This is a genomic window from Xanthomonas sontii (genome assembly GCF_040529055.1).
GTDB classification, from domain to species: domain Bacteria; phylum Pseudomonadota; class Gammaproteobacteria; order Xanthomonadales; family Xanthomonadaceae; genus Xanthomonas_A; species Xanthomonas_A sontii.
This window is the reverse complement of the sequence record NZ_CP132342.1, coordinates 3,622,174-3,642,450: the sequence shown is the minus strand read 5'-3', so window position 1 is coordinate 3,642,450 and position 20,277 is coordinate 3,622,174. Positions and strand designations below refer to the sequence as shown.

Here is a 20,277-nt window from a genome sequence, read left to right as displayed (position 1 = left end):
CGGCTCCGACGGCGGTTGCAACGCCATGGCCGCGACACCCTCTACACTCGCCGGCTTACGACGCCTGCGAGGACCGCGATGCACCGCTACCTAGCCTATATCGCCAGCTGCGTGCTGCTGGCGCTGTCCATCGCCCTGTGCGCGATCTGGCCGCTGTGGGGCTGGGGCGTGGCCGCCTTCGCGGTGCTGGCGGTGCTGGGCACCGTGGACCTGCTGCAGACCCGCAGCACCCTGCGCCGCAACTACCCGATCCTGGCGCATTTCCGCTACGGCCTGGAATCGGTCGGCCCGGAGATGCGTCAGTACTTCCTGCAGAGCGACATCGAGGAGGCGCCGTTCTCGCGGCAGCAGCGCGCCCTGGTCTACCAGCGCGCCAAGAACGTGATGGACGTGGTGCCGTTCGGCACCCAGCGCAGCACCTACGCGCCGGACTACGAATGGATCAACCATTCGCTGGCCACCAGCGAGATCGCCGACCACGACTTCCGCGTCACCATCGGCGCCGGCTGCGCGCAGCCGTACGCGGCCAGCGTGTTCAACATCTCGGCGATGAGCTTCGGCGCGCTGTCGGCCAACGCCATCCGCGCGCTCAACGCCGGCGCGCGCCAGGGCGGCTTCTACCACGACACCGGCGAGGGCTCGATCTCGCCCTACCACCGCGAGTGCGGCGGCGATCTGGTGTGGGAGATCGGCTCGGGCTACTTCGGCTGCCGCGACGAGGAGGGGCGCTTCGACCCGCAGCGCTTCGTCGCCAACGCGACGCTGGAGCAGGTCAAGATGATCGAGATCAAGCTCTCGCAGGGCGCCAAGCCGGGCCACGGCGGGGTGCTGCCGGCGGCCAAGGTCAGCGCGGAGATCGCCACCACCCGCGGCGTCGCCATGGGCCAGGACTGCGTGTCGCCGTCGCGGCATTCGGCGTTCTCCACGCCGCTGGAGCTGCTGCAGTTCGTGGCGCGGCTGCGCGAGCTGTCCGGCGGCAAGCCGACCGGTTTCAAGCTGGCCATCGGCCACCCCTGGGAGTGGTTCGCCATCGCCAAGGCGATGCAGGAAAGCGGACTGTACCCGGATTTCATCGTCGTCGACGGCGCCGAGGGCGGCACCGGCGCGGCGCCGGCGGAGTTCATCGACCACGTCGGCGTGCCGATGCACGAGGCCCTGCTGCTGGTGCACAACACCCTGGTCGGGCTGGATATCCGCGAGCGCATCAAGCTCGGCGCCGCCGGCAAGATCACCAGCGCCTTCGACATCGCGCGCACCCTGGCGCTGGGCGCGGACTGGTGCAACGCCGGGCGCGGCTTCATGTTCGCGCTGGGCTGCATCCAGTCGCTGAGCTGCCACAGCGACCGCTGCCCGACCGGCATCGCCACCCAGGACCGTCGCCGCTGGCAGCACCTGGACCCCACCGACAAGGCCACCCGGGTCGCGCACTACCACGCCAACACGCTCAAGGCGCTGCGCGAACTGCTCAGTGCCGCCGGGCTGACGCATCCGTCGCAACTGGGGCCGGAGCACATCCTGCGTCGCATCTCGCAGGTGGAGATCCGCTCGCTGGCCTCGCTGTACCGCTACCTGGAGCCGGGCGAACTGCTGCGCACCGTGCCCGACCATGCGGTCTTCCACGATTACTGGGGCGACGCGCGCAGCGATTCGTTCCAGCCACCGGAACGGATCCGCCGCCTGCGCGACAGCAAGTCGCAATGAGCACGGCGGCGTCGCCGATACGGTTGCGGCCCGGGGTGCCCGAAGACATCCCGACGCTGTGGGCGTTGCGCACCCGCTGTGTGCGCGAGGTCTGCAGCAGCCACTACCCACCGGAGGTGATCGTGCGCTGGTCCGCAGCGCCGCCGCCGGCATCGTATTGCGGTCTGGTGGCTGCGGGCGGCGCGATCGTCGCCGAGGACCGTGAAGGTCGCGTGCTCGGCTTCGGCGTCGTCGACCTGGCCGGTGCCGAGATCGACGGACTGTTCGTGGACCCGGCGCTGCGTGGCAGCGGTCTCGGCCGGCGCCTGCTGCAGGCGCTGGAGCAGCGCCTGGCGCCGTGTCCGCGCATCCATCTCGCCGCGGCGCTGAATGCGGTGGCGTTCTACCTTGCGCAGGGCTATGCCGTGGTAAGCGAGGGAAGCTACCCGCATCCCAGCGGGATCGTCCTCGATTGCGTGTTCATGGAGAAGCGCGCCGCGCCGGCGGTGCCGTGAGGTAGGCATCCCACAACCGATGCGTTCTGACGGCGGCGGGGCAGGGCGTTCGCTTTTTTGCATCGCCGCATCGGTCACGCATGCTCGCCATCGCTGCCGCCGCCCGTTATCGTGCCGGTTCCTTCTCAGCGTGCCGCGCATGAATCAGCCCTCGGTCCCCGACGTCGTTCCCGCGCCGCTGCCCGTCGACGAAGCCGAGCGCCTGCGCGCGCTGGCCGAGCTGGGGATGCTGGACACTGCACCGGAACCGGCGTTCGACGACCTGATCTGGCTGACCAGCCAGTTGTGCGAGGTGCCGATCGCGCTGATTTCGCTGATCGACGAGCGCCGGCAATGGCTCAAGGCCAGTTGCGGCCTGCCTGCCGGCACCACCGGGTATCCGCGCGAGATGGCGTTCTGCACCTATGCCTTGCTGGAGCCGCAGTTGCTGGAGGTGCCGGACGCCACGCTGGATCCGCGTTTCGCCGGCAACCCGCTGGTGTGCGGCGCGCCACACCTGCGTTTCTACGCTGGCATGCCGCTGATCGGCGACCAGGGCTACAGCTACGGCACTCTGTGCGTGATCGACATCCGTCCGCGGCAGTTGGACGCACGCCAGCGCGAAGGTCTGCAGCGCCTGGCCAGGCAGGTCACCGCGCATCTGGAGGCGCGCCGCGATGCGCGCATCGCCCACGACCAGGCCAAGACGCTGAGCCTGCTGCTGGAAACCATGCCCGACGGCGTGGTGTCGTGCCAGGCCGACGGCACGCTGGGCGAGTTCAACCAGGTGGCGCGGCAGTGGCACGGCGCCGATCCGCGCGCCTTGCCGCCCGAGCAGTGGGCGAAGTACTTCGACCTGTTCGACGCCAGCGGCCAGCGGCTGCTGACCAGTGACGAGGTGCCGCTGGTCCGTGCCTGGCGCGGCGAATCGGTGCGCGATGCGGAAATGGTGATCGCCGCCAAGGGACAACCGCCGCGCAGCGTGCTGTGCAATGCGGAACGGCTGGAGGGCCGCGATGGGCGCAGCCTGGGCGCGGTGTGCGTGATGCGCGACGTCAGCGTCGAACGCGCGGCGTCGCATGCGGCGCTGCTGGCCGGGCAGCGTTTCTCCGGCGCGTTCTCGGCGGCCGCGCACGGCATGGCGCTGGTGTCGCTGGAAGGGCACTGGCTGGACGTCAACGACGCCTTGTGCGCGATGCTCGGCTACAGCCGCGCGGAGCTGCTGGAACTGCGCTTCCAGGATTTGACCCATCCCGAGGACCTGGCCGAGGACATGGAACAGGTGGCCGCGTTGATCGCCGGCCGCCGCAGCGACTACCGCAGCGAAAAGCGCTACCGCCATCGCGACGGCCATACCGTGCGTGCGCGTCTGTCGGTGTCGCTGGTGCGCGACGAACAGCGGCGCCCGCTGCATTTCGTCACCCACATCCAGGACATCACCGAGCAGCACCTGGCCGAACACCGCCTGCGCGACAGCGAAGCGCAGCTACGCACCATCGCCGACAACGCGCCGGCGCTGATCGCCTACCTCGACCACGACCTGTGCTACCAGTTCGTCAACCGGCCGTATGCGGAGTGGTTCGGGCTGGCGCCGGAGCGCATCATCGGCCGCCGCCTGCACGAGGTGCTGGATCCGCAGCAACTGGCCCTGCTGCAACCCCACCTGCCGGCGGCGCTGCAGGGCGTGCCGGCGCAGTTCGACGCCGAGCTGTGCGATGCCACCGATGCGTTGCGGATCATGCATTTCAGCCTGATTCCAGACGTGGCCTTGGCGCCGCAGCGGATCGGCCTGCATCTGATGATCAGCGACATCACCGGGCAGACCCGGTTGGCGCGGCTGCTGGAAGAGCGCGCGCTGCGCGACGAACTGACCGGGCTGCCGAACCGCATGGCCTGGAACCAGACCCTGCGGCGGCGCATGAACGAGCGCCGTGGCCAAGGCCAGGTGGCGGTGATGTTCCTGGATCTGAACGACTTCAAGAGCGTCAACGACCGTTTCGGCCACCACGTCGGCGATGCGCTGCTGGTGCACTTCGCGCGGCTGCTGCAACGTTGCCTGCGCGGGCAGGACAGCATCGCGCGGTTGGGCGGCGACGAGTTCGTGGTGCTGCTGGAAGGCCTGGCCGACGCCAGGCGCGAAGTGCTGGCGGCCGCGGCGCGGATCATGGAGGCATGCGCGGACGGCTGCGAGGTCAGTGGTCGGCACCTGCCCTTGCAGCCGAGCATCGGCATCGCCGTGCAGGCCGGGCCCGGTTTCGATCCGGTGCTGCTCACCCAGCGCGCCGACGAGGCCATGTACGTGGCCAAGCGCGATCCGCAGGCGCGGGTGCAGATCGCAACCCTCTGAGCGCGGTCCGCCGGCGCGATGCCGGCGCTGGCTACGGTGCGGTGTCCGCGGCCACGCGCCGGAACGGATAGTGACCGCCATCGGCGTCGAGCGTGCCCTGGTCGGCATCGCCGGGCGTATCGAAGCGGATGACGATGTCCTGCGCGCTCAGGAAGAACGCGTGATCCGACGCGGGAATCAGTGGGTAGGCCTGATCCTTGCGCAGTTCCACCAGCAGGCGGTCCTGCGCTTCGCGGATCCGGAACGTGCCCAGCTCGGGGATGGCGAAGCTGCCGACGAAGCGCCGTTGCGCGGCGATGTCCACGGCGATGGCGGTACGCCGGATCGGCTGGAAGTCCGGCCAGGCATAGGCCGCGGCGACGGCGCGCACGATCTCCAGACCCAACTGGTAGCCCTGGTCGCCGTTACTCAGCACCACGGCGCCATCGCATCCTTGCGGATACACCACCAGCGTGGCCTTGTAGCCGGCGTTGGAACCGTCGTGATAGACGTACTTGCGCGCGCTGGCGCCGCCGATGTTCAGGCCCAGGCCGTAGCCGTCCCGCACCGGGGTCATCATGGCGCGGGCGCTGGCGGCGGACAGCACGCGGCCGCGGCCGGCCTGCGCAGCGCACAGTTCGATCGCATAGCGCGCCAGGTCCTGCGCGTTGGTCCACAGGCCGGCCGCGGCCAGTTCCGGGTAGGTGTGCGGGCCGCCTGCCACCGGCGCGCCATTGGCATCGTGCGGTTGCGCCGCGTGCGCCAGATCGCGTGCGGGCAGCGGTTGGCGGAAACTGCTGGCGCGCATGTGCAGCGGCGCCAGCACGCGCTGCTGCAGCAGCGTTGGAAAGTCCTGCCCGCCGACGTCGATCAGCAACTGCTGCATCACCGTGTAGCCGCCGCCCGAATAGCGGTAGCGCACCCCGACCGGCGCCTCCACCCGCACCGGCGCCGAGTTCGCGGGCGCCTGGCCGTCGAGCACCTGCTGCAGGGTGGGGACGGCGGCGCCGCGGGCGTAGCCATCGAAACCGTGAACGCTGGTGCCGGCGGTGTGCGACAGCAGTTGGCGCAGGGTCACCGGATGGTCGTGGCTGTCGGCGGAATCGGGCAGGGTCCACGAGGTCAGTCGCGCATTGACCGGGGCGTCCAGTGCCACGCGTCCGTCCTGGACCAGGGACAAGGCCGCCATTGCCGCCACCGGCTTGCTCACCGAGCCGGCCTGGAACAGGGTCCTGGCGTCGACCGCAGCGCCGCCGGTGGCGGCGACGCCATAGCCCTTGGCCCAGGCGACGCGGCCGCGATGGATCACCGCGATCGCCACGCCCGGGACGTGCAGCGCGTCCATCTGGCCGCGCAGCGACAGTTGCGCGCCTGCCTGGTTCTGGGTGACCACGGCCGGCAACAGGCCATGCTCGACCTGCCGGATCTTCGGGCTGGCGCTGGGTGCGGCGCTCGCGGCCACGACGTTGCCGGCCAGGCCGAGTGCGCATAACAGGATCGATGGACGCATGCGTCGCTCCAGGCGGGAGGTGAACTGGAACCGGGAGACAGCCGCGGTCGTCACTTCCGTGCAGGGATACGTCGTGCGGCCACGACGACGACAGGCCCGAAGGTCACTGGCCATTCCGGCCAGTCGCGTGCCGGCGCCGCTCAGCGCGTGGCGCGTTGCAGCCAGGCCACCGCGCCGCGCCCCGCGCGCACGCCGCTGGCGAAGCACGCGGTGAGCAGGTAGCCGCCGGTCGGCGCTTCCCAGTCGAGCATTTCGCCGGCGCAGAAGGTGCCGGGCAGCGCCCGCAGCATCAACTGCGCATCCAGCGCTTCCAGGCGCACTCCGCCGGCGCTGCTGATCGCCTCGGCCAGTGGGCGCGGGCGCAGCAGGGTCAGCGGCAGGCGCTTGAGCGTGGCCGCAGCCAGCGCCGGATCCTGGCCGGCCTGCTTGCCGAGGATCTCGAACAGCAGCGCCGCCTTGACCCCGTCGATGCCGGCCTGGCGGCGCAGGTGTTCGCCGAAGCTGCGGCCGCCGCGCGGCTTGCCCAGTTCGGCCTGCAGCCGCGGCAGGTCGCGGCCCGGTGCCAGGTCCAGCCACAGCGTGGCCGGGCCGTGTGCGGCGATGGAATCGCGCAGATCCGCGGCCAGCGCATAGATCAGGCTGCCTTCGATGCCGTGCTCGCCGACCACGCATTCGCCCTGCAGCGACTGCGCCTGGCCCTGCGCATCGTGCCAGTGCGCGACCACCGGCTTCAGCGGCGCGCCGGCGTGGCGTTCGCGGAAGTGCGCGCTCCAGTCCACGTCGAAGCCGCAGTTGGCCGGCTGCAGCGACGCCACCTCCACACCGCGCGCGCGCAGCGTGTCCTGCCAGGCGCCGTCGGAACCGAGTTGCGGCCAGCTGCCGCCGCCCAGCGCCAGCACGCAGGCATCGGCCTGCACGCGCTGCTCGCCGTCGGCGCCGGCGAAGCGCAGCGCGCCGTCCGCGGCCCAGCCCAGCCAGCGCTGCTGCACGTGGAAGCGCACGCCTGCGTCCTTCAGCCGCCGCACCCAGCCGCGCAGCAGCGGTGCGGCCTTGCGATCCAGCGGGAACACCCGGCCGGAGCTGCCCACATAGGTCTCCACGCCCTGCGCCTGCGCCCAGGCGCGCAGCGCGTCGGCATCGAAGTCGGCCAGCCACTCGCCGACCGCCGTCGCGCGCTCGCGATAGCGCGCGACGAAGCGCTCGAACGGATCGGAGTGGGTCAGGTTGAGGCCGCCCTTGCCGGCGATCAGGAACTTGCGTCCCACCGAGCCCTTGGCCTCGTACACATCGACCTCGGCGCCGGCGGCGCGCGCGGTCTCGGCGGCGATCAGCCCGGCCGGGCCGCCGCCGACGATGGCGAGACGGCCGCGCACCGGCGCGGCGTGCTTGCTGGCGGGCATCGGCGCAGTCGACTCAACGCGGCTGGACATCGAGCAGTTCGACCTCGAACACCAGCGAGGCGCCCGGCGGGATCACCCCGCCGGCGCCACTGGCGCCGTAGCCGTAGTCCGACGGCAGCATCAGCAGGCGCTTGCCGCCCACGCGCATGCCGACCACGCCCTCGTCCCAGCCGCGGATCACCTGGCCGGCGCCGAGCACGAAGCTGAAGGGCTGGCCGTGGTCGGCCGAGGCGTCGAACTTCTCGCCGCGCTTGTCCTTGGCGTGCTCGTCGTACAGCCAGCCGGTGTAGTGCACGGTAACGCGGCTGCCGGGGCGGGCCTCGGCGCCGTCGCCGACGCGCTCGTCGGTGGCCTGGAACGCGGCGATGCTGCCGCCGGGCGGCGGACCCGGCGGGGTGCAGCCAATCAGCAGCCACGCCGGCAACGACAGGCTCAACAGCAGCAGGATTCGGCGCATGCGGGACGTCCACGGCGGGCAGGGCGTGCAAGGGTAGCGCATCGCCGCAGCGGCTATCATGCGGTGCATGGCCAAACTGCTGCTCAATCTGCGCCACGTGCCCGACGACGAACGCGCCGACGTGTGTGCGCTGCTCGACGGCGCCGGCATCGGCTACTACGAAACCCGCGCCGGCACCTTCGGCATCTCCGCCGGTGGCATCTGGTTGCGCGAGGACGCCGAGCAGGCGCGGGCCAAGACGCTGCTGGCCGAGTACCAGGCCCAGCGCGGCGAACGCGCCCGCGCCGAGCGTGCCGCGGCGCTGCGCGACGGCAGCGCGGAGACCTTCGCCAGCCTGCTGCGGCAGCGCCCGCTGTTCGTGCTGGCGACGCTGCTGGGCATGTTGCTGGTCGCTTCGCTGGTGCTGCTGCCGTTCCTGCTGCTGCGCGGCTAGCGGCGCGTGCTGCAACACGCGTCGCCGAGGTGCCAGTGTGCGGTGGGGCGGCCGTTTCCTGCAGCGGGCATGCGTCGCAGGCTCTAAAATGCGCCGATGATCGCCAACACCGCCGCTTACCACTTCGTCGCCATCGCCGACCCCGACGCGCTCGCCGCGCAATTGCACGCCTGGGCGCAGGACGGCGACCTGCGCGGCACGGTGCTGGTGGCGGGCGAGGGCATCAACCTGTTCCTGGCCGGCACGCCGGCGGCGATCGACGGCTTCTACGCGCAGCTGCGCGCCGACCCGCGCTTCGCCGATCTGCGCGTCAAGACCAGCCCCAGTGCGCAGCAGCCGTTCGCGCGGCTGAAGGTCAAGGTCAAGCCGGAGATCATCAGCTTCCGCCGCGACGCCGCCTCGCCGCTGGAGGCGGCGCGCGCGCCGGCGGTGGCGCCGGCCACCCTGCAGCGCTGGCTGCGCCAGGGCCACGACGATGCCGGCCGGCGCGTGGTGCTGCTGGATACGCGCAATGCGCAGGAAGTGGCCTACGGCACCTTCGCCGGCGCGCTGACCCTGCCGATCGTCAAGTTCACCGAGCTGCCGGAAGCGCTGGCCCCGCATCGCGCGGCGCTGGCCGACGCCACCGTGGTCAGCTTCTGCACCGGTGGCATCCGCTGCGAGAAGGCCGCGCTGTGGATGCGCGCCGACGGCATGGACAACGTGCTGCAACTGGACGGCGGCATCCTCGGCTACTTCGAGGAGGTGGGTGGCGAAGGCTACGACGGCCGCTGCTTCGTCTTCGACGAGCGCGTGGCGCTGGATCCGCAGTTGGAGCCGATGGTGGGCGGCTGATTGCCGCGGGATTGGGGAGTCGGAATTGGGGATTGGCAAAGGCGGGTTGCTGCCAGCTATGCACGTGGCCCGTCAGGTAAGGCAACACCCGCTTTAACGAATCCCCAATCCCCACGCCCTCAGGCGTACTGCATCTTGCGCGTCATCCCGCCATCGACCACGAACTCCTGGCCGGTGATGAAGCCGGCCTGCGCCGACAGCAGATAGACCGCCAGCGCGCCGATGTCCGGTGGCTCACCGACCCGTCCGGCCGGGTGCTGCGCATGATCCTGGTGCGACAGTTTGGGCGTGCGCCGCGCATTCGGCTTGCGCCAGGCGTCGGTGGCGATCCAGCCGGGGCTGATGCAGTTGACCCGCACCGCCGGCCCGGCGCTGATCGCCAGCGCGTGGGTGAACGCCACCAGCCCGCCCTTGGACGCGGCGTAGGCCTCGGTGTCCGGTTCGGACTGCTGCGCGCGGGTGGAGGCGATGTTGACGATGGCGCCGCCGCCGCGGCTGTCGCGCAACGCCGGCAGGGCATGTTTGCTGCACAGGAACGCACCGCCCAGGCTCGCCCCCAGCCGCCGGTTCCATTCGCGCAGCGACAATTGCGCCAGCGGGCCGGTATGCGGATCGGCGATCCCGGCGTTGTTGACCAGTCCATCGATGCGGCCGAACCGGGTCAGCGCGGCATCGACGAAGCGGCGCACGCTCGCTTCGGCGGCCACGTCGACGCGACGGAACAGCAGGCGTTCGCCAACGTCCAGCTCGGCCACGCAGGCACGCCCGGCATCGGCATCGAGATCGCCGAACACGACGTTGCCGCCAGCGCCCAGCACTGCCTGCACCACGCCGCGGCCGATGCCCTGGGCGCCGCCGGTGACCAGCACCACACGGTCGCGTAAGGGCAGGGCTGGGACGGGGGCGGGCGGCGGAATCAGCGGCATGGCGGCGACCAGGAGAAAGCAGGGGGCGCCAGCGTAGCCGGCGCACCGTGCAACCGGCGTGGTAGCGCCGTAGTGGGGCTCGCCAAAGCCCCTCTCCCCTCGGGAGAGGGGTTGGGGTGAGGGTACGGCGCGCAGCGCTCGCGGGGCTTTGGCGACACGAGGCTTCGCCCGTACCCTCATCCGCCCCTTCGGGGCACCTTCTCCCGAGGGGAGAAGGGAGAAGCCAAAGCCCCTCTCCCACCGGGAGAGGGGGTGGGGTGAGGGTACGGAGCGCGCAGCGCTCGCCTGGATCTGACGATGCGAGGCTTCGCCCGTACCCTCATCCGCCCCTTCGGGGCACCTTCTCCCGGTGGGAGAAGGAAGAGCCAAAGCCCCTCTCCCACCGGGAGAGGGGTTGGGGTGAGGGTACGACCGCCAGCCAAGCATCCTGTCCACACCCACACCCACACCCACACCCACACCCACATCCACATCCACATCCACATCCACATCCACATCCACATCCACATCCACATCCAGCGCAAATCAGCGTTCCGGTCGCGCCCCCTGCAAGCGACGCCGCGCGCCCCCATCTCGTCGGCATCGCCTGCAGGAACCCGCCTCACCATGATGCCGATCTCCATCCTCGACCTCGCCCCGGTCTGCGAAGGCAGCGACACCAGCGCCGCCTTCGCCAACATGCTGGATCTGGCCCAGCACGCCGAACGCTGGGGCTACCACCGCTACTGGCTGGCCGAGCATCACAACATGCCCGGCATCGCCAGCGCCGCCACCGCGGTGTTGATCGGGCATGTGGCCGGCGGCACCAGGCGCATCCGCGTCGGCGCCGGCGGCATCATGCTGCCCAACCATGCGCCGCTACAGGTGGCCGAGCAGTTCGGCACGCTGGCCTCGCTGTATCCCGGTCGCATCGACCTGGGGCTGGGGCGCGCACCCGGCACCGACCAGGCCACGGCACGCGCGTTGCGCCGTTACTTCGACAGTGCCGACCAGTTCCCGCACGACGTGGCCGAACTGCTGCGCTATTTCGAGCCGGCAGTCGACGGACAACTGGTGCGCGCCGTGCCCGGTGCCGGCATCGAGGTACCGGTGTGGCTGCTCGGCTCCAGCCTGTTCAGCGCGCGCCTGGCCGCGGCGATGGGCCTGCCGTTCGCCTTTGCCTCGCATTTCGCCCCGGACGCGATGGACGAGGCGCTGGCGGTGTATCGCCGCGAGTTCCGCGCTTCCACGCGCCTGCAGGCGCCATACGCGGTGCTGGCCCTGAACGTGGTGGCCGCCGCGTCCACGGCCGAGGCGCGGCGTCTGTTCACCACGCAGCAGCAGAGCTTCGTCAACCTGCGCCGCGGCCGCCCCGGGCTGATTCCGCCGCCGATCGACGACATCGAAGCGTTCTGGGCGCCGCACGAGAAGCTGGGTGTGGAACGCGCACTGGCCTGCACGGTGCTGGGCGATGTCGACGCGGTCGCACACGGGCTGTCCGACTTCGTCGCGCGGCACCGCCCGGACGAGTTGCTGCTGACTGCCAATATCCACGATCACGCGGCGCGCTTGCGCTCGTTCCAACTGGCGTCGGAGGCCTGGACGCAGGTCGCCGCGGCCGCGTGATGCGCATATCTGCGCGGGTGTCTACACGCGCAGACGCGCGCGGGCGCTCATTGCCATATTTGCGTTGATGGGCATCACACCGTGCACCGCTTTCACGATGTCTTGATTTTCCCGGGTATGTCATCGTTTCGCGTCGCGCATCAGCGTGGCGTTCGGCCTCGGGACACGGCCGTACAACTGACGCGAACAGGGGGATCGGCAATGAACGCACAGCATCCGATGGCGCCGGTGCACGAATGTGGACTGGAGGCGGCCTTGCAACAGATGAGCAAATGCCTGGAGCGCCTGCGCGCCCAGACGCCGGAACGCCCGGCCAAGGGTGCGTCCGTGCGGCCGTCGCACATGCGCAACGTGTTTGCCAGCGAGACGGAACTGTACCTGGTGAAGTAAGCGGGCAGCGGGCGCCCCACTGCCGCGTGCGCTCAGCGCAGCTTGTGCATCCACTCCCGGCCCAGGTCGACCACCTGGTCCGAGGCCAATCCCAGGCTCAGCGCCACGGCGACGCTGCCCAGCCACGACAGCAGCATCAGTCCGCCGTCCCGTTCCAGCAGCGCCAGCGCGAACAGCAACAGCATCGCGCCGAAGGCGTAGTTGGTGAACGGGATCGGCAGCGACAGCAGGATCCCCAGCACGATCAGCAGCAGCCCACTGAAGGCGCGCGCCGGCAGGGTATCGACCAGCGCCGGCAGGCGCGGCTTGAGCAGTCGGTCCAGGCGTCGCAGCCACGGCGCGATGCGGCCGACGAAGCGCTGCATGGTGCGGCGGCGCGGCCCGCGCTCGCCGATGAAGCGCGGCAGCCACGGCTTGCGCAGGCCGATCAGCATCTGCAGGCCGATCAGCGTCACCAGCGGCCCGCTGATGCCGCCGGCCAGGCCCGGCACCGGCAGGAACGCCGGCAGGATCGCCACGAACAGGAACACGCCGAACGCGCTCTGCTGCAGGTCGGCGAGGATCAGCCGCAGCCGCAGGTGTTCGTCCGGGTCGCCGAGGACGAAGGTGTCGAGCAGGGTGCGGATGCCCTCGGCGCTGTAGCCGTGGTCGCCCTCGTGCGGCGCACCGCCGGGTGCGTCACCCGGTGATGTCATCGCTGTTCTCGTCCTGCAGCTTGCGCAGCAGCAGCTTGTCCACGCGCGCGCCGTCCAGGTCGACGATCTCGATGCGCCAGCCGGCCCAGTCGAAGAACTCGCCGGCGTGCGGGATGCGCCCGAAGTAGTAGATGCACAGGCCGGCCAGGGTGTTGTAGTCGCCTTCCTCGGCGCTGGGCAGCTCGGCGCCGCCCAGCAGTTCGCGCAGGTCCTCGATCGCCAGCGAACCGTCGATCAGCAGCGAGCCGTCGGCGCGGGTCACCACCAGCGCGTCCTCGTCGGCGTTGTCGGCCGACTGCAGGCGCCCGACCACCGCGCCCATCAGGTCGCTGATCGTCACCAGGCCCTGGATCTCGCCGTACTCGTCCACCACCAGGGCCATCGATTGCTGCTCTTCGCGGAAGATCTCCAGCAGCTTCATCGCGTGGGTGGACTCGGACACGAACAAGGTGTCGCGCAGGCTCTGGAACAACTGGGTGGCGTCGCCGTCCATGCGCGTGACCAGCGATTTCACCTCCAGCACGCCGGCGATGTCCTGGTCGCTGCCGCGGTACACCGGGTAGCGCGAGAACTCGTGCTCGCGCATCACCTGCAGGTTGCGCTGCGGCTCGGCGTTGGCGTCGAGCCAGGCGATGCGGTTGCGCGGGGTCATCAGGCTGTCGGCGGTGCGGTCGCCCAGGCGCATGACCCGGTTCATCATGTCGCGCTCGTGCGCGTCGATCACGCCCGCCTCGTGGCTCTCGGCCACCAGCATGCGGATTTCCTCTTCGGTCACCGAGGCCGACTCCTCCTTGCCCAGGCCGAGCAGGCGCAGCACCAGCCGGGTCGAGCGCGACAGCACCCAGACGAACGGCGCGGCGATCCGGGCCAGCCAGCCCATGGGGATGGCGACGAAGCCGGCGATGACCTCCGAACGGGTCAGGGCCAGGCGCTTGGGCACCAGTTCGCCGAAGATCAGCGTCAGGAAGGTGATCAGCACGATCGCCAGGGTCTTGCCGATCAGCGCCGACCACGGCTGCGGATCGCCGAACAGGGTGAAGTTGGCCGCCAGCGCCGGGAACAGCGCCTGCAGCTTGGCCGCGATCGCCACGCCCATGGCTTCGCCGCCGAAGGTACCGGTGAGGATGCCGATGGCGGTGATGCCGATCTGCACGGTGGACAGGAAGTGCTCGGGGTTCTCGGCCAGCGCCAGCGCCTTGGCCGCGCGCGTGCTGGACTGGGCCATCTGCTTCAGCCGGCTCTTGCGCGAGGTCATCAGCGACATCTCGGACATCGCGAAGAAACCGTTGAGCAGGATGAGGGCTGCAACGATCAACAGTTCAAGCATGCGCGCGCTCCTTGGCGCCAAGGAAAGCGGGGACATGGGCGCCGTTGCGGCGCGGGGCAGGGGGTGTGGGGTGGTCGTCCATAGGGTGCGCCCGCGAAGGGCGCGGCGGCGATGGTAACAAACCCGGGCGGGGGCCGCGTCCACGCCGCGCCGACGTCGCCAGGGCCGGCCCGGGGCCGCGACTACCCGCAGGTGTCAGCAAACAGTCATAATTCCGCCCCAGTGCCGTCCTCCCCGCGACGGCGGGAAGCGCGTTGCATGTTTTCGTTGCAGACCATCTTCGGTTCCGGCAAGCAGTTCTACACCCTGCTCGACGAGGCGGCACAGGCCGCCTACGACAGCACCAAGGCCCTGCACGCGATGATGCGCGAGTCCGACCGGCAGCCGGCGCTGGACGGCTTCAAGCTGGCGCGCCTGCGCGAGCGCGCCGCGTCCGACAAGATCGGCCAGGCGCTGGTGGACAGCTTCATGACCCCGATCGAGCGCGAGGACATCGAGGCGCTGGGCTCGGCCCTGTACAAGATCCCCAAGCAGGTGGAGAAGTTCGCCGATCGCTATTCGCTGGCGATCCAGCACCTGGAGCACATCGATTTCGCGCCGCGCTCGGCGATGCTGGAGCAGGCCGCGGCGGTGGTGGTGGAGATGGTCCACGACCTGCGCCACATGAACCTGGACCGGATGAGCGCGCTCAACGACAAGCTGCGCTCGCTGGAGAACGAGGCCGACCGGCTGATGCTGGAGCTGTACCGCGACATCTACTCCGGGCGCCTGGACAACCTGCAGATGTTCCTGCTCAAGGAGTTCTTCGAAATCCTGGAGAAGGCCATCGACCGTTGCCGCGAGGCCGGCGTGGTGGTCTACCAGATCGTGCTGAAGAACTCCTGATGGACGCGCTGCGGAGTTGCTGCCTGCGCGGCCGTGGCGCCCTGCGCGCGCCGGCCGCCGCCGCCGCGTGCGTGGAGGCGCGCCGATGCTGAGCCTGGTCCTGATCGTGATCCTGGCGGCGCTGGTGTTCGAGTTCATCAACGGCTTCCACGACACCGCCAACTCGATCGCCACGGTGGTCGCCACCAAGGTGCTCAGCCCCGGCTGGGCGGTGATGCTGGCCGCGGCGATGAACCTGGTCGGCGCGCTGACCGGCACCGCCGTGGCGATGACCATCGCCTCCGGCCTGCTCAATACCGACGTGGTCGCGGTGACCCCGCACGTGGTGCTGTGCGCGCTGCTCGGCGGCATCGTCTGGAACCTGATCACCTGGTGGAAGGGCCTGCCGTCCTCGTCCTCGCATGCGCTGATCGGCGGCCTGTGCGGCGCCGGCCTGGCCGCCGCGCACAACGACTGGGGCGCGCTGATCTGGTCGCAGAACCTCGGCGACTGGGCCAAGAACAAGGGACTGCTGTGGAAGGTGTTCGTGCCGATGGTAACCTCCCCGATCGCCGGCTTCCTGCTCGGCATCGCGGTGATGCTGTTGCTGTGGGCGGCGATCGCCGGCCTGGCCAAGCTGGGCGGCCCGCTCGGGCGGCTGGCGCGGCCGCGCTGGGTCAATGCCTTCTTCGGCAAGGCGCAGATCGCCTCGGCCGCGTACATGGGCTATGCGCACGGCCACAACGACGCGCAGAAGACCATGGGCATCATCGCCATGACCCTGATCGGCGCGCAGAGCACCGGCGCCCTGGACGACCTGCCGTCGTGGCTGGCGTTCCTGCATCCCGACGCCAGCCAGGGGCAGGGCATCGCCACCTGGATCGTGCTGACCTGCGCGGTGGTGATGGCCGCCGGCACCGCCTCCGGCGGCTGGAAGATCATCAAGACCCTGGGCCACAAGATGGTCAAGCTGCATCCGATCCATGGCTTCGCCGCGGAGACCAGCTCGGCCACGATCCTGACCCTGGCCGCGCACTTCGGCATGCCGGTGTCCACCACCCACAGCATCTCCACCGCGATCATGGGCGTGGGCTTCGCCAAGAACCCGCGCTCGCTGCGCTTCGGCGTCATCGAACGCATCGTCTGGGCCTGGATCCTGACGATCCCGGCCGCTGCCGGCGTGGCGTATCTGATTTTCCGCGGATTCGCCTTGGCTGGGTGGGTGTGAGGGAGCCGGGAATCGGGAGTGGGGAAACGGGAATCGTAAAAGCATAGATTTCCCGCGAACGGTGACGATGTCGCCCTCCGAAAGGAATCTGGATACGTCTTACGTCCTCTTGTCGCAACGAGTGTTGCCTGCGTGGCGACGTCGCGTAGCCAAGTAACTCCATCGCGATAGCACTCCCGAACCACGCAGGTCGGGGTATTGTCTCGACGACTGGGGAACCGCTTTTGCGATTCCCCATTCCCAATTCCCCATTCCCATCAATTCGCCCGATACATCGCCATCACGTCCTGCCGCAGCGCGCGCTGGCTGTCGGCGCGGTTGTAGAACATGTGGCCGCCGGGGTAGTTCTTGACCTGCACGCGGGTCGGGTCGTTGCCCATCACCGGCATCTGGTCCACGGTCAGCACCGAGCCCATGAACGGGCACGACAGGTCGTTCCAGCCGTGCACGATCAGCACGCGCAGCTTCGGGTCGATCGCCACCGACTGGCGCAGTTGCGTCACCGAACCCTTGCGCAGTTCGTCGTCCCAGTCCCACAGCCGGTTCACGTCGTAGTTCAGCGCCTCGTAGCGGGCGTCGACCTTCCAACCGACCACGCGGGTCACGAAATCGACCATCGCGGTGGTGGTGGGGGCGATGATGCTGTCCAGCAGCGGGTCGTTGGCGCGCTGCTCGGGGGCGTTGGGGAACGGGTCGAAGGCGGTGACGTTGGAGTCGTAGCGGCTGCCCAGTTCGCCCTTGTCGCGGAACACCTCGCGCAGGTAGGCCTGGGTCTCCAGGCGGCCGCCGGCGCGGCGCACGAAGGCCGGGTCCAGGCCGGTCATCGCGGTCACCTGCTGGATCATGCGGGTGGTGCCGGCCGGGTCGGAGCGGCCGCGCAGCAGCGCGGTGACGTAGTCGCCGCGGGTGTAGTCGATCACCTGGCGCATCGCTTCCGGGGTCAGCTTGCCCTCGCGTTCCAGGCGTGCGGCGGTGATCGACGGCAGGGTCAGCATCCACGGCAGCGGCGAGACGTCGCCGTTGTCGTCCAGGGTCGGGTTCAGATACGGCGAGACCAGGACCACGCCGTTCATCGCCACGCCGAGCTTGGTCTGCAGGTAGTGGGTGATGCGCGGGCCGCGGAAGCCGCCGTAGCTCTCGCCGACCAGGTACTTGCGCGACTGCAGGCGCTGGTTCTTCAGCAGCCAGTCGTAGATGGTGCGCGAGAGGTATTCGATATCGGCCTGCGGGTTGTAGAACTGCTTCTTGGCCTGCTCGTCGGGCACGCGCGAGCGGCTGAAGCCGGTGCCGACCGGGTCGATGAACACCAAGTCGGTGAAGTCCAGCCAGGTGCCGGGGTTGTCGCGCAGCTGCGCCGGTGCCGAGGCGCTGTCGCCCTCGCTGCCGAACGCCACCACCTTCGGCCCGATCGCGCCCAGGTTGAGGTACACCGAGGCCGCGCCGGGGCCGCCGTTGAGCGCGAAGGTGACCGGACGGTCCTTGCCGTCCATGGTGTAGGCGGTATAGACCACGTCGGCGACGACCTTGCCCTGCTTGTCCTTCACCGGCAGCGTGCCGACCTTGACCGTGTAGCGCAGGGTGCGGCCGTCGAGCTGGGTGGATTGGCTGGTCTGTGCGTCGGCCGGTAGCGGCGCCGGTTCGGCGGCGGCGGGCTTGTCGCCCTTGTCGGCATTGCCCGCATCGGCATCGGCGGCCAGCGCCGCGGTCATCGGCATCGCCGCCAGCAGCACGGCCAGCAGCACGGAAGGGAAGGTCGGCACGGGCGGTCGCTCGCAGGAAGGGAGCCGGCATGCTAGGCCGCGGCGTCGGCGCGGCGGATGTGCACAAAGCCATGGTCGGCGGCGGGCGCCATGCCGGTTCATCGGCACTGGCTACAATCGCCGGTCCGTCCCGTGTCCGGTCCGCTGCGCATGCCCGTCCTTCGTTTTCGCCTGCCGCTAAGCCTGTTCCTGGCGGCGTTGCTGGCCGGCTGCGCCAGCGTGCCTGCGCCGCCGTCCGTGGCCGAGTCGCCGGCGGCGCACGATCCGCATGCCCACGATCGCCAGCGCCTGTGGCGGCTGCTGAGCACGCGCTGCCTGCCGCAGGCGCGCGCCGGCGCCGATCCGGCCCCTTGCAGCGAAGTGCATGCCGAGCCCGGCCAACGCTATGTCTTGATGAAGGACCTGCGCGGCGACTACCAGTACCTGCTGATTCCGACGGTGCCGGTGAGCGGGATCGAAGATCCGCGCGCGCGTGCCGCCGGCGCGCCGAACTGGCTGGGCCTGGCCTGGCAGGCGCGCACCCGGGTCGAGCGGTTGTTGAACCGGCCGCTGCCGCGCGAACTGGCCAGCCTGACGATCAACCCGCCCTCGGCGCGTTCGCAGGACCAGTTGCATGTCCATATCGATTGCCTGGCGCCGCAGGTGCGCGACCAGTTGCAGGCGATGCAGGCGTCGATCGGCCCTACCTGGGCGCCGTTGCCGCAGCCGCTGCACGGTCACGCCTATCGGGCGATGCGCGTGGAGGGCGAAGAACTGGATGCGAATCCGCTGACGCTGCTGGCGCGCAGCCTGCCGCCGCAGCAGAGCATGGTGCACCAGACCCTGGCGGTGGTCGGCGCGGCGTTCGATGGTCGCCCGGGCTTCGTGCTGCTGGCCGCCACCGCGCTTCCCGGCGATGGGGTCGGTGCGGAGGAACTGCAGGATCACGACTGCACCGGCGTGGTACCGGCGGCGCCTGCGCGTGGCTGAGGGCCCAGGCGGCATCAATGCCGCGCAGGCAACTGACGGCATCCGCCGGTCGTGCGGCGCGCAGGCAGGGATGTTGTGGGAGGGACTTCAGTCCCGACGGCATGATGCCCCGGCATCTGCCTGCTTCGCGCGTCGCGACTGAAGGGCACCTCGAACAACCTGCCACGACCTGGAGCCAGGGGTAGCATCTGTCGCAACGGCACCAGAGCGGCGCCTGATCGTGGTGGTTGGGAGGCTGAGGTGGCCGCTGGGCTACCTCAGCCGATCACGCTGGCGCCATGGCCCGCTCCTGTAGCCGTGCCAGCCGCATCACGTTATGGCTGGCGACCTTCAGCCCGATCACCACCTTTGCCCGCGCCAAGCCGATGCAGCGTACGAACTTGCCGCCTTGTTGGGCCAAGCGCGCAAACGGGTGCTCGCCGAACACCCGATCCTTGGCAATTCGACGGTTCCGGCGCTTTGCTGCCTCGCTCAAGGGCTTGCGCGCATGCCCTTGATGTTGGATCGCGGGGCGGTAACCACGCCTTTTCAGGTCTGCTTCCCGCGCTGCATCGGCATACCCGCTATCGGCCCATACCGTGCGGCCGGTGTTGTCCGGGTCCAGCACCTGCTCGAAGTGACGGCTGTCGTGCACGTTGGCCGCGCTCACGTCGTAGCGGCGGATGAAGCCCCAGCGACGGTCCGTGCTGGCGTGCAGCTTGTAGCCGTAGAACGCCACCCCATGCTTCCTGGTCCAACGTGCCTGCATATCCTTCTGCGCACGCTTGGCATCGCTCCAGTCCTGGCCGACGTCATCGCCCTGCTTGATCTGCGCGTTCTCTTCGCGCGTGTTGCGCTGGATCGGAGCGCTGACGATGCTGGCGTCGATGATCTGACCGCCGCGGGCAATGAACCCGGCACGTTGCAATTGCTCACCGATCGCCGCGCTGATGTCGCCCATCAGATCCTTGGTCTTGAGCCGTTCGCGCCACACCCAGATCGTCTTGGCGTCGGGCACCTTGCCGCTGTGTTCCAGTCCGAGGAATTGCTGGAAGCTGCGCCGATCCAGCACCTGGTACTCCAGCGCATCGTCGGAGAGGTTGTACAACTGCTGCAACAGCAGCAGCTTGATCATCACCTGCGTCGGCCAAGCCGGACGGCCACCGCGCTTGCCAGTACCCAAGGACAGCTTCGCGTCTACGACGTGAGCAATCCCGGCAAAGTCGATATGCCGTGACAGCAGAGCCAGAGGATCGCCGATCTGCTGCCGCTTGGCTTCGCGTTCGTGGCCGGCAAACAGGCTGATCATCGTGGCGTCCTCGGCGTGTTCTCCAGACCAATGATGCCAAAGGCGGGGTTTTTAGAGGTGCCCTGAAGTCGCTCCCGCACGATGCTTTCGG

Annotated in this window: 18 protein-coding genes; 10 read left to right on the top strand and 8 right to left on the bottom strand. The window is 69.6% G+C overall.

Annotated features, from left to right (window positions below):
• Positions 1-78 precede the first annotated feature (78 nt).
• From RAB70_RS15295 to RAB70_RS15285, 3 genes are all read left to right on the top strand, one after another.
• The gene (locus RAB70_RS15295; protein ID WP_148828394.1) at positions 79-1,701 is read left to right on the top strand and encodes an FMN-binding glutamate synthase family protein; all 1,623 of its coding nucleotides are present in this window, start codon (positions 79-81) and stop codon (positions 1,699-1,701) included.
• 17 nt (positions 1,702-1,718) lie between these two features.
• Positions 1,719-2,195, top strand: a complete 477-nt coding sequence (locus tag RAB70_RS15290) for a GNAT family N-acetyltransferase (protein WP_148828446.1) — start codon at positions 1,719-1,721, stop codon at positions 2,193-2,195.
• A 139-nt stretch (positions 2,196-2,334) separates the two neighbouring features.
• Positions 2,335-4,521: a diguanylate cyclase domain-containing protein gene (locus RAB70_RS15285; protein WP_148828393.1), complete on the top strand. Its 2,187-nt coding sequence runs from the start codon at positions 2,335-2,337 to the stop codon at positions 4,519-4,521.
• A gap of 31 nt (positions 4,522-4,552) precedes the next feature.
• Here the strand turns inward: RAB70_RS15285 and RAB70_RS15280 are convergent, their stop codons facing one another.
• The 3 genes from RAB70_RS15280 to RAB70_RS15270 all read right to left on the bottom strand — a co-directional run bounded on the left by RAB70_RS15280 (position 4,553) and on the right by RAB70_RS15270 (position 7,867).
• Positions 4,553-6,010: a serine hydrolase gene (locus tag RAB70_RS15280; protein WP_148828392.1), complete on the bottom strand. Its 1,458-nt coding sequence runs from the start codon at positions 6,008-6,010 to the stop codon at positions 4,553-4,555.
• Between the two features lie 140 nt (positions 6,011-6,150).
• Positions 6,151-7,410: a TIGR03862 family flavoprotein gene (locus tag RAB70_RS15275; protein WP_148828445.1), complete on the bottom strand. Its 1,260-nt coding sequence runs from the start codon at positions 7,408-7,410 to the stop codon at positions 6,151-6,153.
• A gap of 13 nt (positions 7,411-7,423) precedes the next feature.
• The gene (locus tag RAB70_RS15270) at positions 7,424-7,867 is read right to left on the bottom strand and encodes an FKBP-type peptidyl-prolyl cis-trans isomerase (RefSeq protein WP_148828391.1); all 444 of its coding nucleotides are present in this window, start codon (positions 7,865-7,867) and stop codon (positions 7,424-7,426) included.
• A gap of 67 nt (positions 7,868-7,934) precedes the next feature.
• Between RAB70_RS15270 and RAB70_RS15265 the strand changes: the two genes are divergently transcribed.
• Both RAB70_RS15265 and RAB70_RS15260 read left to right on the top strand, forming a co-directional pair.
• Positions 7,935-8,300, top strand: a complete 366-nt coding sequence (locus RAB70_RS15265; RefSeq protein ID WP_148828390.1) for a DUF6164 family protein — start codon at positions 7,935-7,937, stop codon at positions 8,298-8,300.
• A gap of 96 nt (positions 8,301-8,396) precedes the next feature.
• Positions 8,397-9,134 carry a sulfurtransferase gene (locus RAB70_RS15260; protein WP_148828389.1) on the top strand — a complete coding sequence of 246 codons (738 nt, stop codon included), beginning with the start codon at positions 8,397-8,399 and terminating at the stop codon, positions 9,132-9,134.
• A 119-nt stretch (positions 9,135-9,253) separates the two neighbouring features.
• Here RAB70_RS15260 and RAB70_RS15255 read toward each other — a convergent pair whose 3' ends face one another.
• Positions 9,254-10,060 carry a glucose 1-dehydrogenase gene (locus RAB70_RS15255; RefSeq protein ID WP_265529400.1) on the bottom strand — a complete coding sequence of 269 codons (807 nt, stop codon included), beginning with the start codon at positions 10,058-10,060 and terminating at the stop codon, positions 9,254-9,256.
• A 606-nt stretch (positions 10,061-10,666) separates the two neighbouring features.
• On the opposite strand from RAB70_RS15255, the gene RAB70_RS15250 reads away from it, so the two are divergent.
• Both RAB70_RS15250 and RAB70_RS15245 read left to right on the top strand, forming a co-directional pair.
• Positions 10,667-11,665 carry an LLM class flavin-dependent oxidoreductase gene (locus tag RAB70_RS15250; protein ID WP_148829895.1) on the top strand — a complete coding sequence of 333 codons (999 nt, stop codon included), beginning with the start codon at positions 10,667-10,669 and terminating at the stop codon, positions 11,663-11,665.
• 201 nt (positions 11,666-11,866) lie between these two features.
• Positions 11,867-12,055 carry a hypothetical protein gene (locus tag RAB70_RS15245; RefSeq protein ID WP_148829894.1) on the top strand — a complete coding sequence of 63 codons (189 nt, stop codon included), beginning with the start codon at positions 11,867-11,869 and terminating at the stop codon, positions 12,053-12,055.
• A 32-nt stretch (positions 12,056-12,087) separates the two neighbouring features.
• On the opposite strand, the gene RAB70_RS15240 is transcribed toward RAB70_RS15245, so the two are convergent.
• Both RAB70_RS15240 and RAB70_RS15235 read right to left on the bottom strand, forming a co-directional pair.
• Positions 12,088-12,750 (bottom strand): exopolysaccharide biosynthesis protein, encoded by a 663-nt coding sequence (locus RAB70_RS15240; protein ID WP_148829893.1) that lies wholly within the window; start codon positions 12,748-12,750, stop codon positions 12,088-12,090.
• Positions 12,734-14,077 carry a hemolysin family protein gene (locus RAB70_RS15235; protein WP_017911077.1) on the bottom strand — a complete coding sequence of 448 codons (1,344 nt, stop codon included), beginning with the start codon at positions 14,075-14,077 and terminating at the stop codon, positions 12,734-12,736. The genes RAB70_RS15240 and RAB70_RS15235 overlap by 17 nt, the downstream gene beginning before the upstream one ends.
• Positions 14,078-14,335: 258 nt before the next feature.
• Here RAB70_RS15235 and RAB70_RS15230 point away from each other — a divergent pair, with 258 nt between their 5' ends.
• A complete protein-coding gene (locus tag RAB70_RS15230) occupies positions 14,336-14,962 on the top strand; it encodes a DUF47 domain-containing protein (protein ID WP_017911076.1) in 627 nt (208 codons plus the stop codon).
• Positions 14,963-15,047: 85 nt separating this feature from the next.
• Complete coding sequence (locus tag RAB70_RS15225; RefSeq protein ID WP_148829892.1) at positions 15,048-16,169, top strand: inorganic phosphate transporter; 1,122 nt, start codon at positions 15,048-15,050, stop codon at positions 16,167-16,169.
• Positions 16,170-16,426: 257 nt separating this feature from the next.
• Here RAB70_RS15225 and RAB70_RS15220 read toward each other — a convergent pair whose 3' ends face one another.
• Positions 16,427-17,884: a S10 family peptidase gene (locus RAB70_RS15220; protein WP_295933272.1), complete on the bottom strand. Its 1,458-nt coding sequence runs from the start codon at positions 17,882-17,884 to the stop codon at positions 16,427-16,429.
• Positions 17,885-18,079: 195 nt separating this feature from the next.
• Here RAB70_RS15220 and RAB70_RS15215 point away from each other — a divergent pair, with 195 nt between their 5' ends.
• A complete protein-coding gene (locus RAB70_RS15215; protein WP_225851716.1) occupies positions 18,080-18,898 on the top strand; it encodes a CDP-diacylglycerol diphosphatase in 819 nt (272 codons plus the stop codon).
• A gap of 265 nt (positions 18,899-19,163) precedes the next feature.
• Here the strand turns inward: RAB70_RS15215 and RAB70_RS15210 are convergent, their stop codons facing one another.
• Positions 19,164-20,186: an IS5 family transposase gene (locus tag RAB70_RS15210; protein ID WP_148829423.1), complete on the bottom strand. Its 1,023-nt coding sequence runs from the start codon at positions 20,184-20,186 to the stop codon at positions 19,164-19,166.
• Between the last annotated feature and the right edge of the window lie 91 nt (positions 20,187-20,277).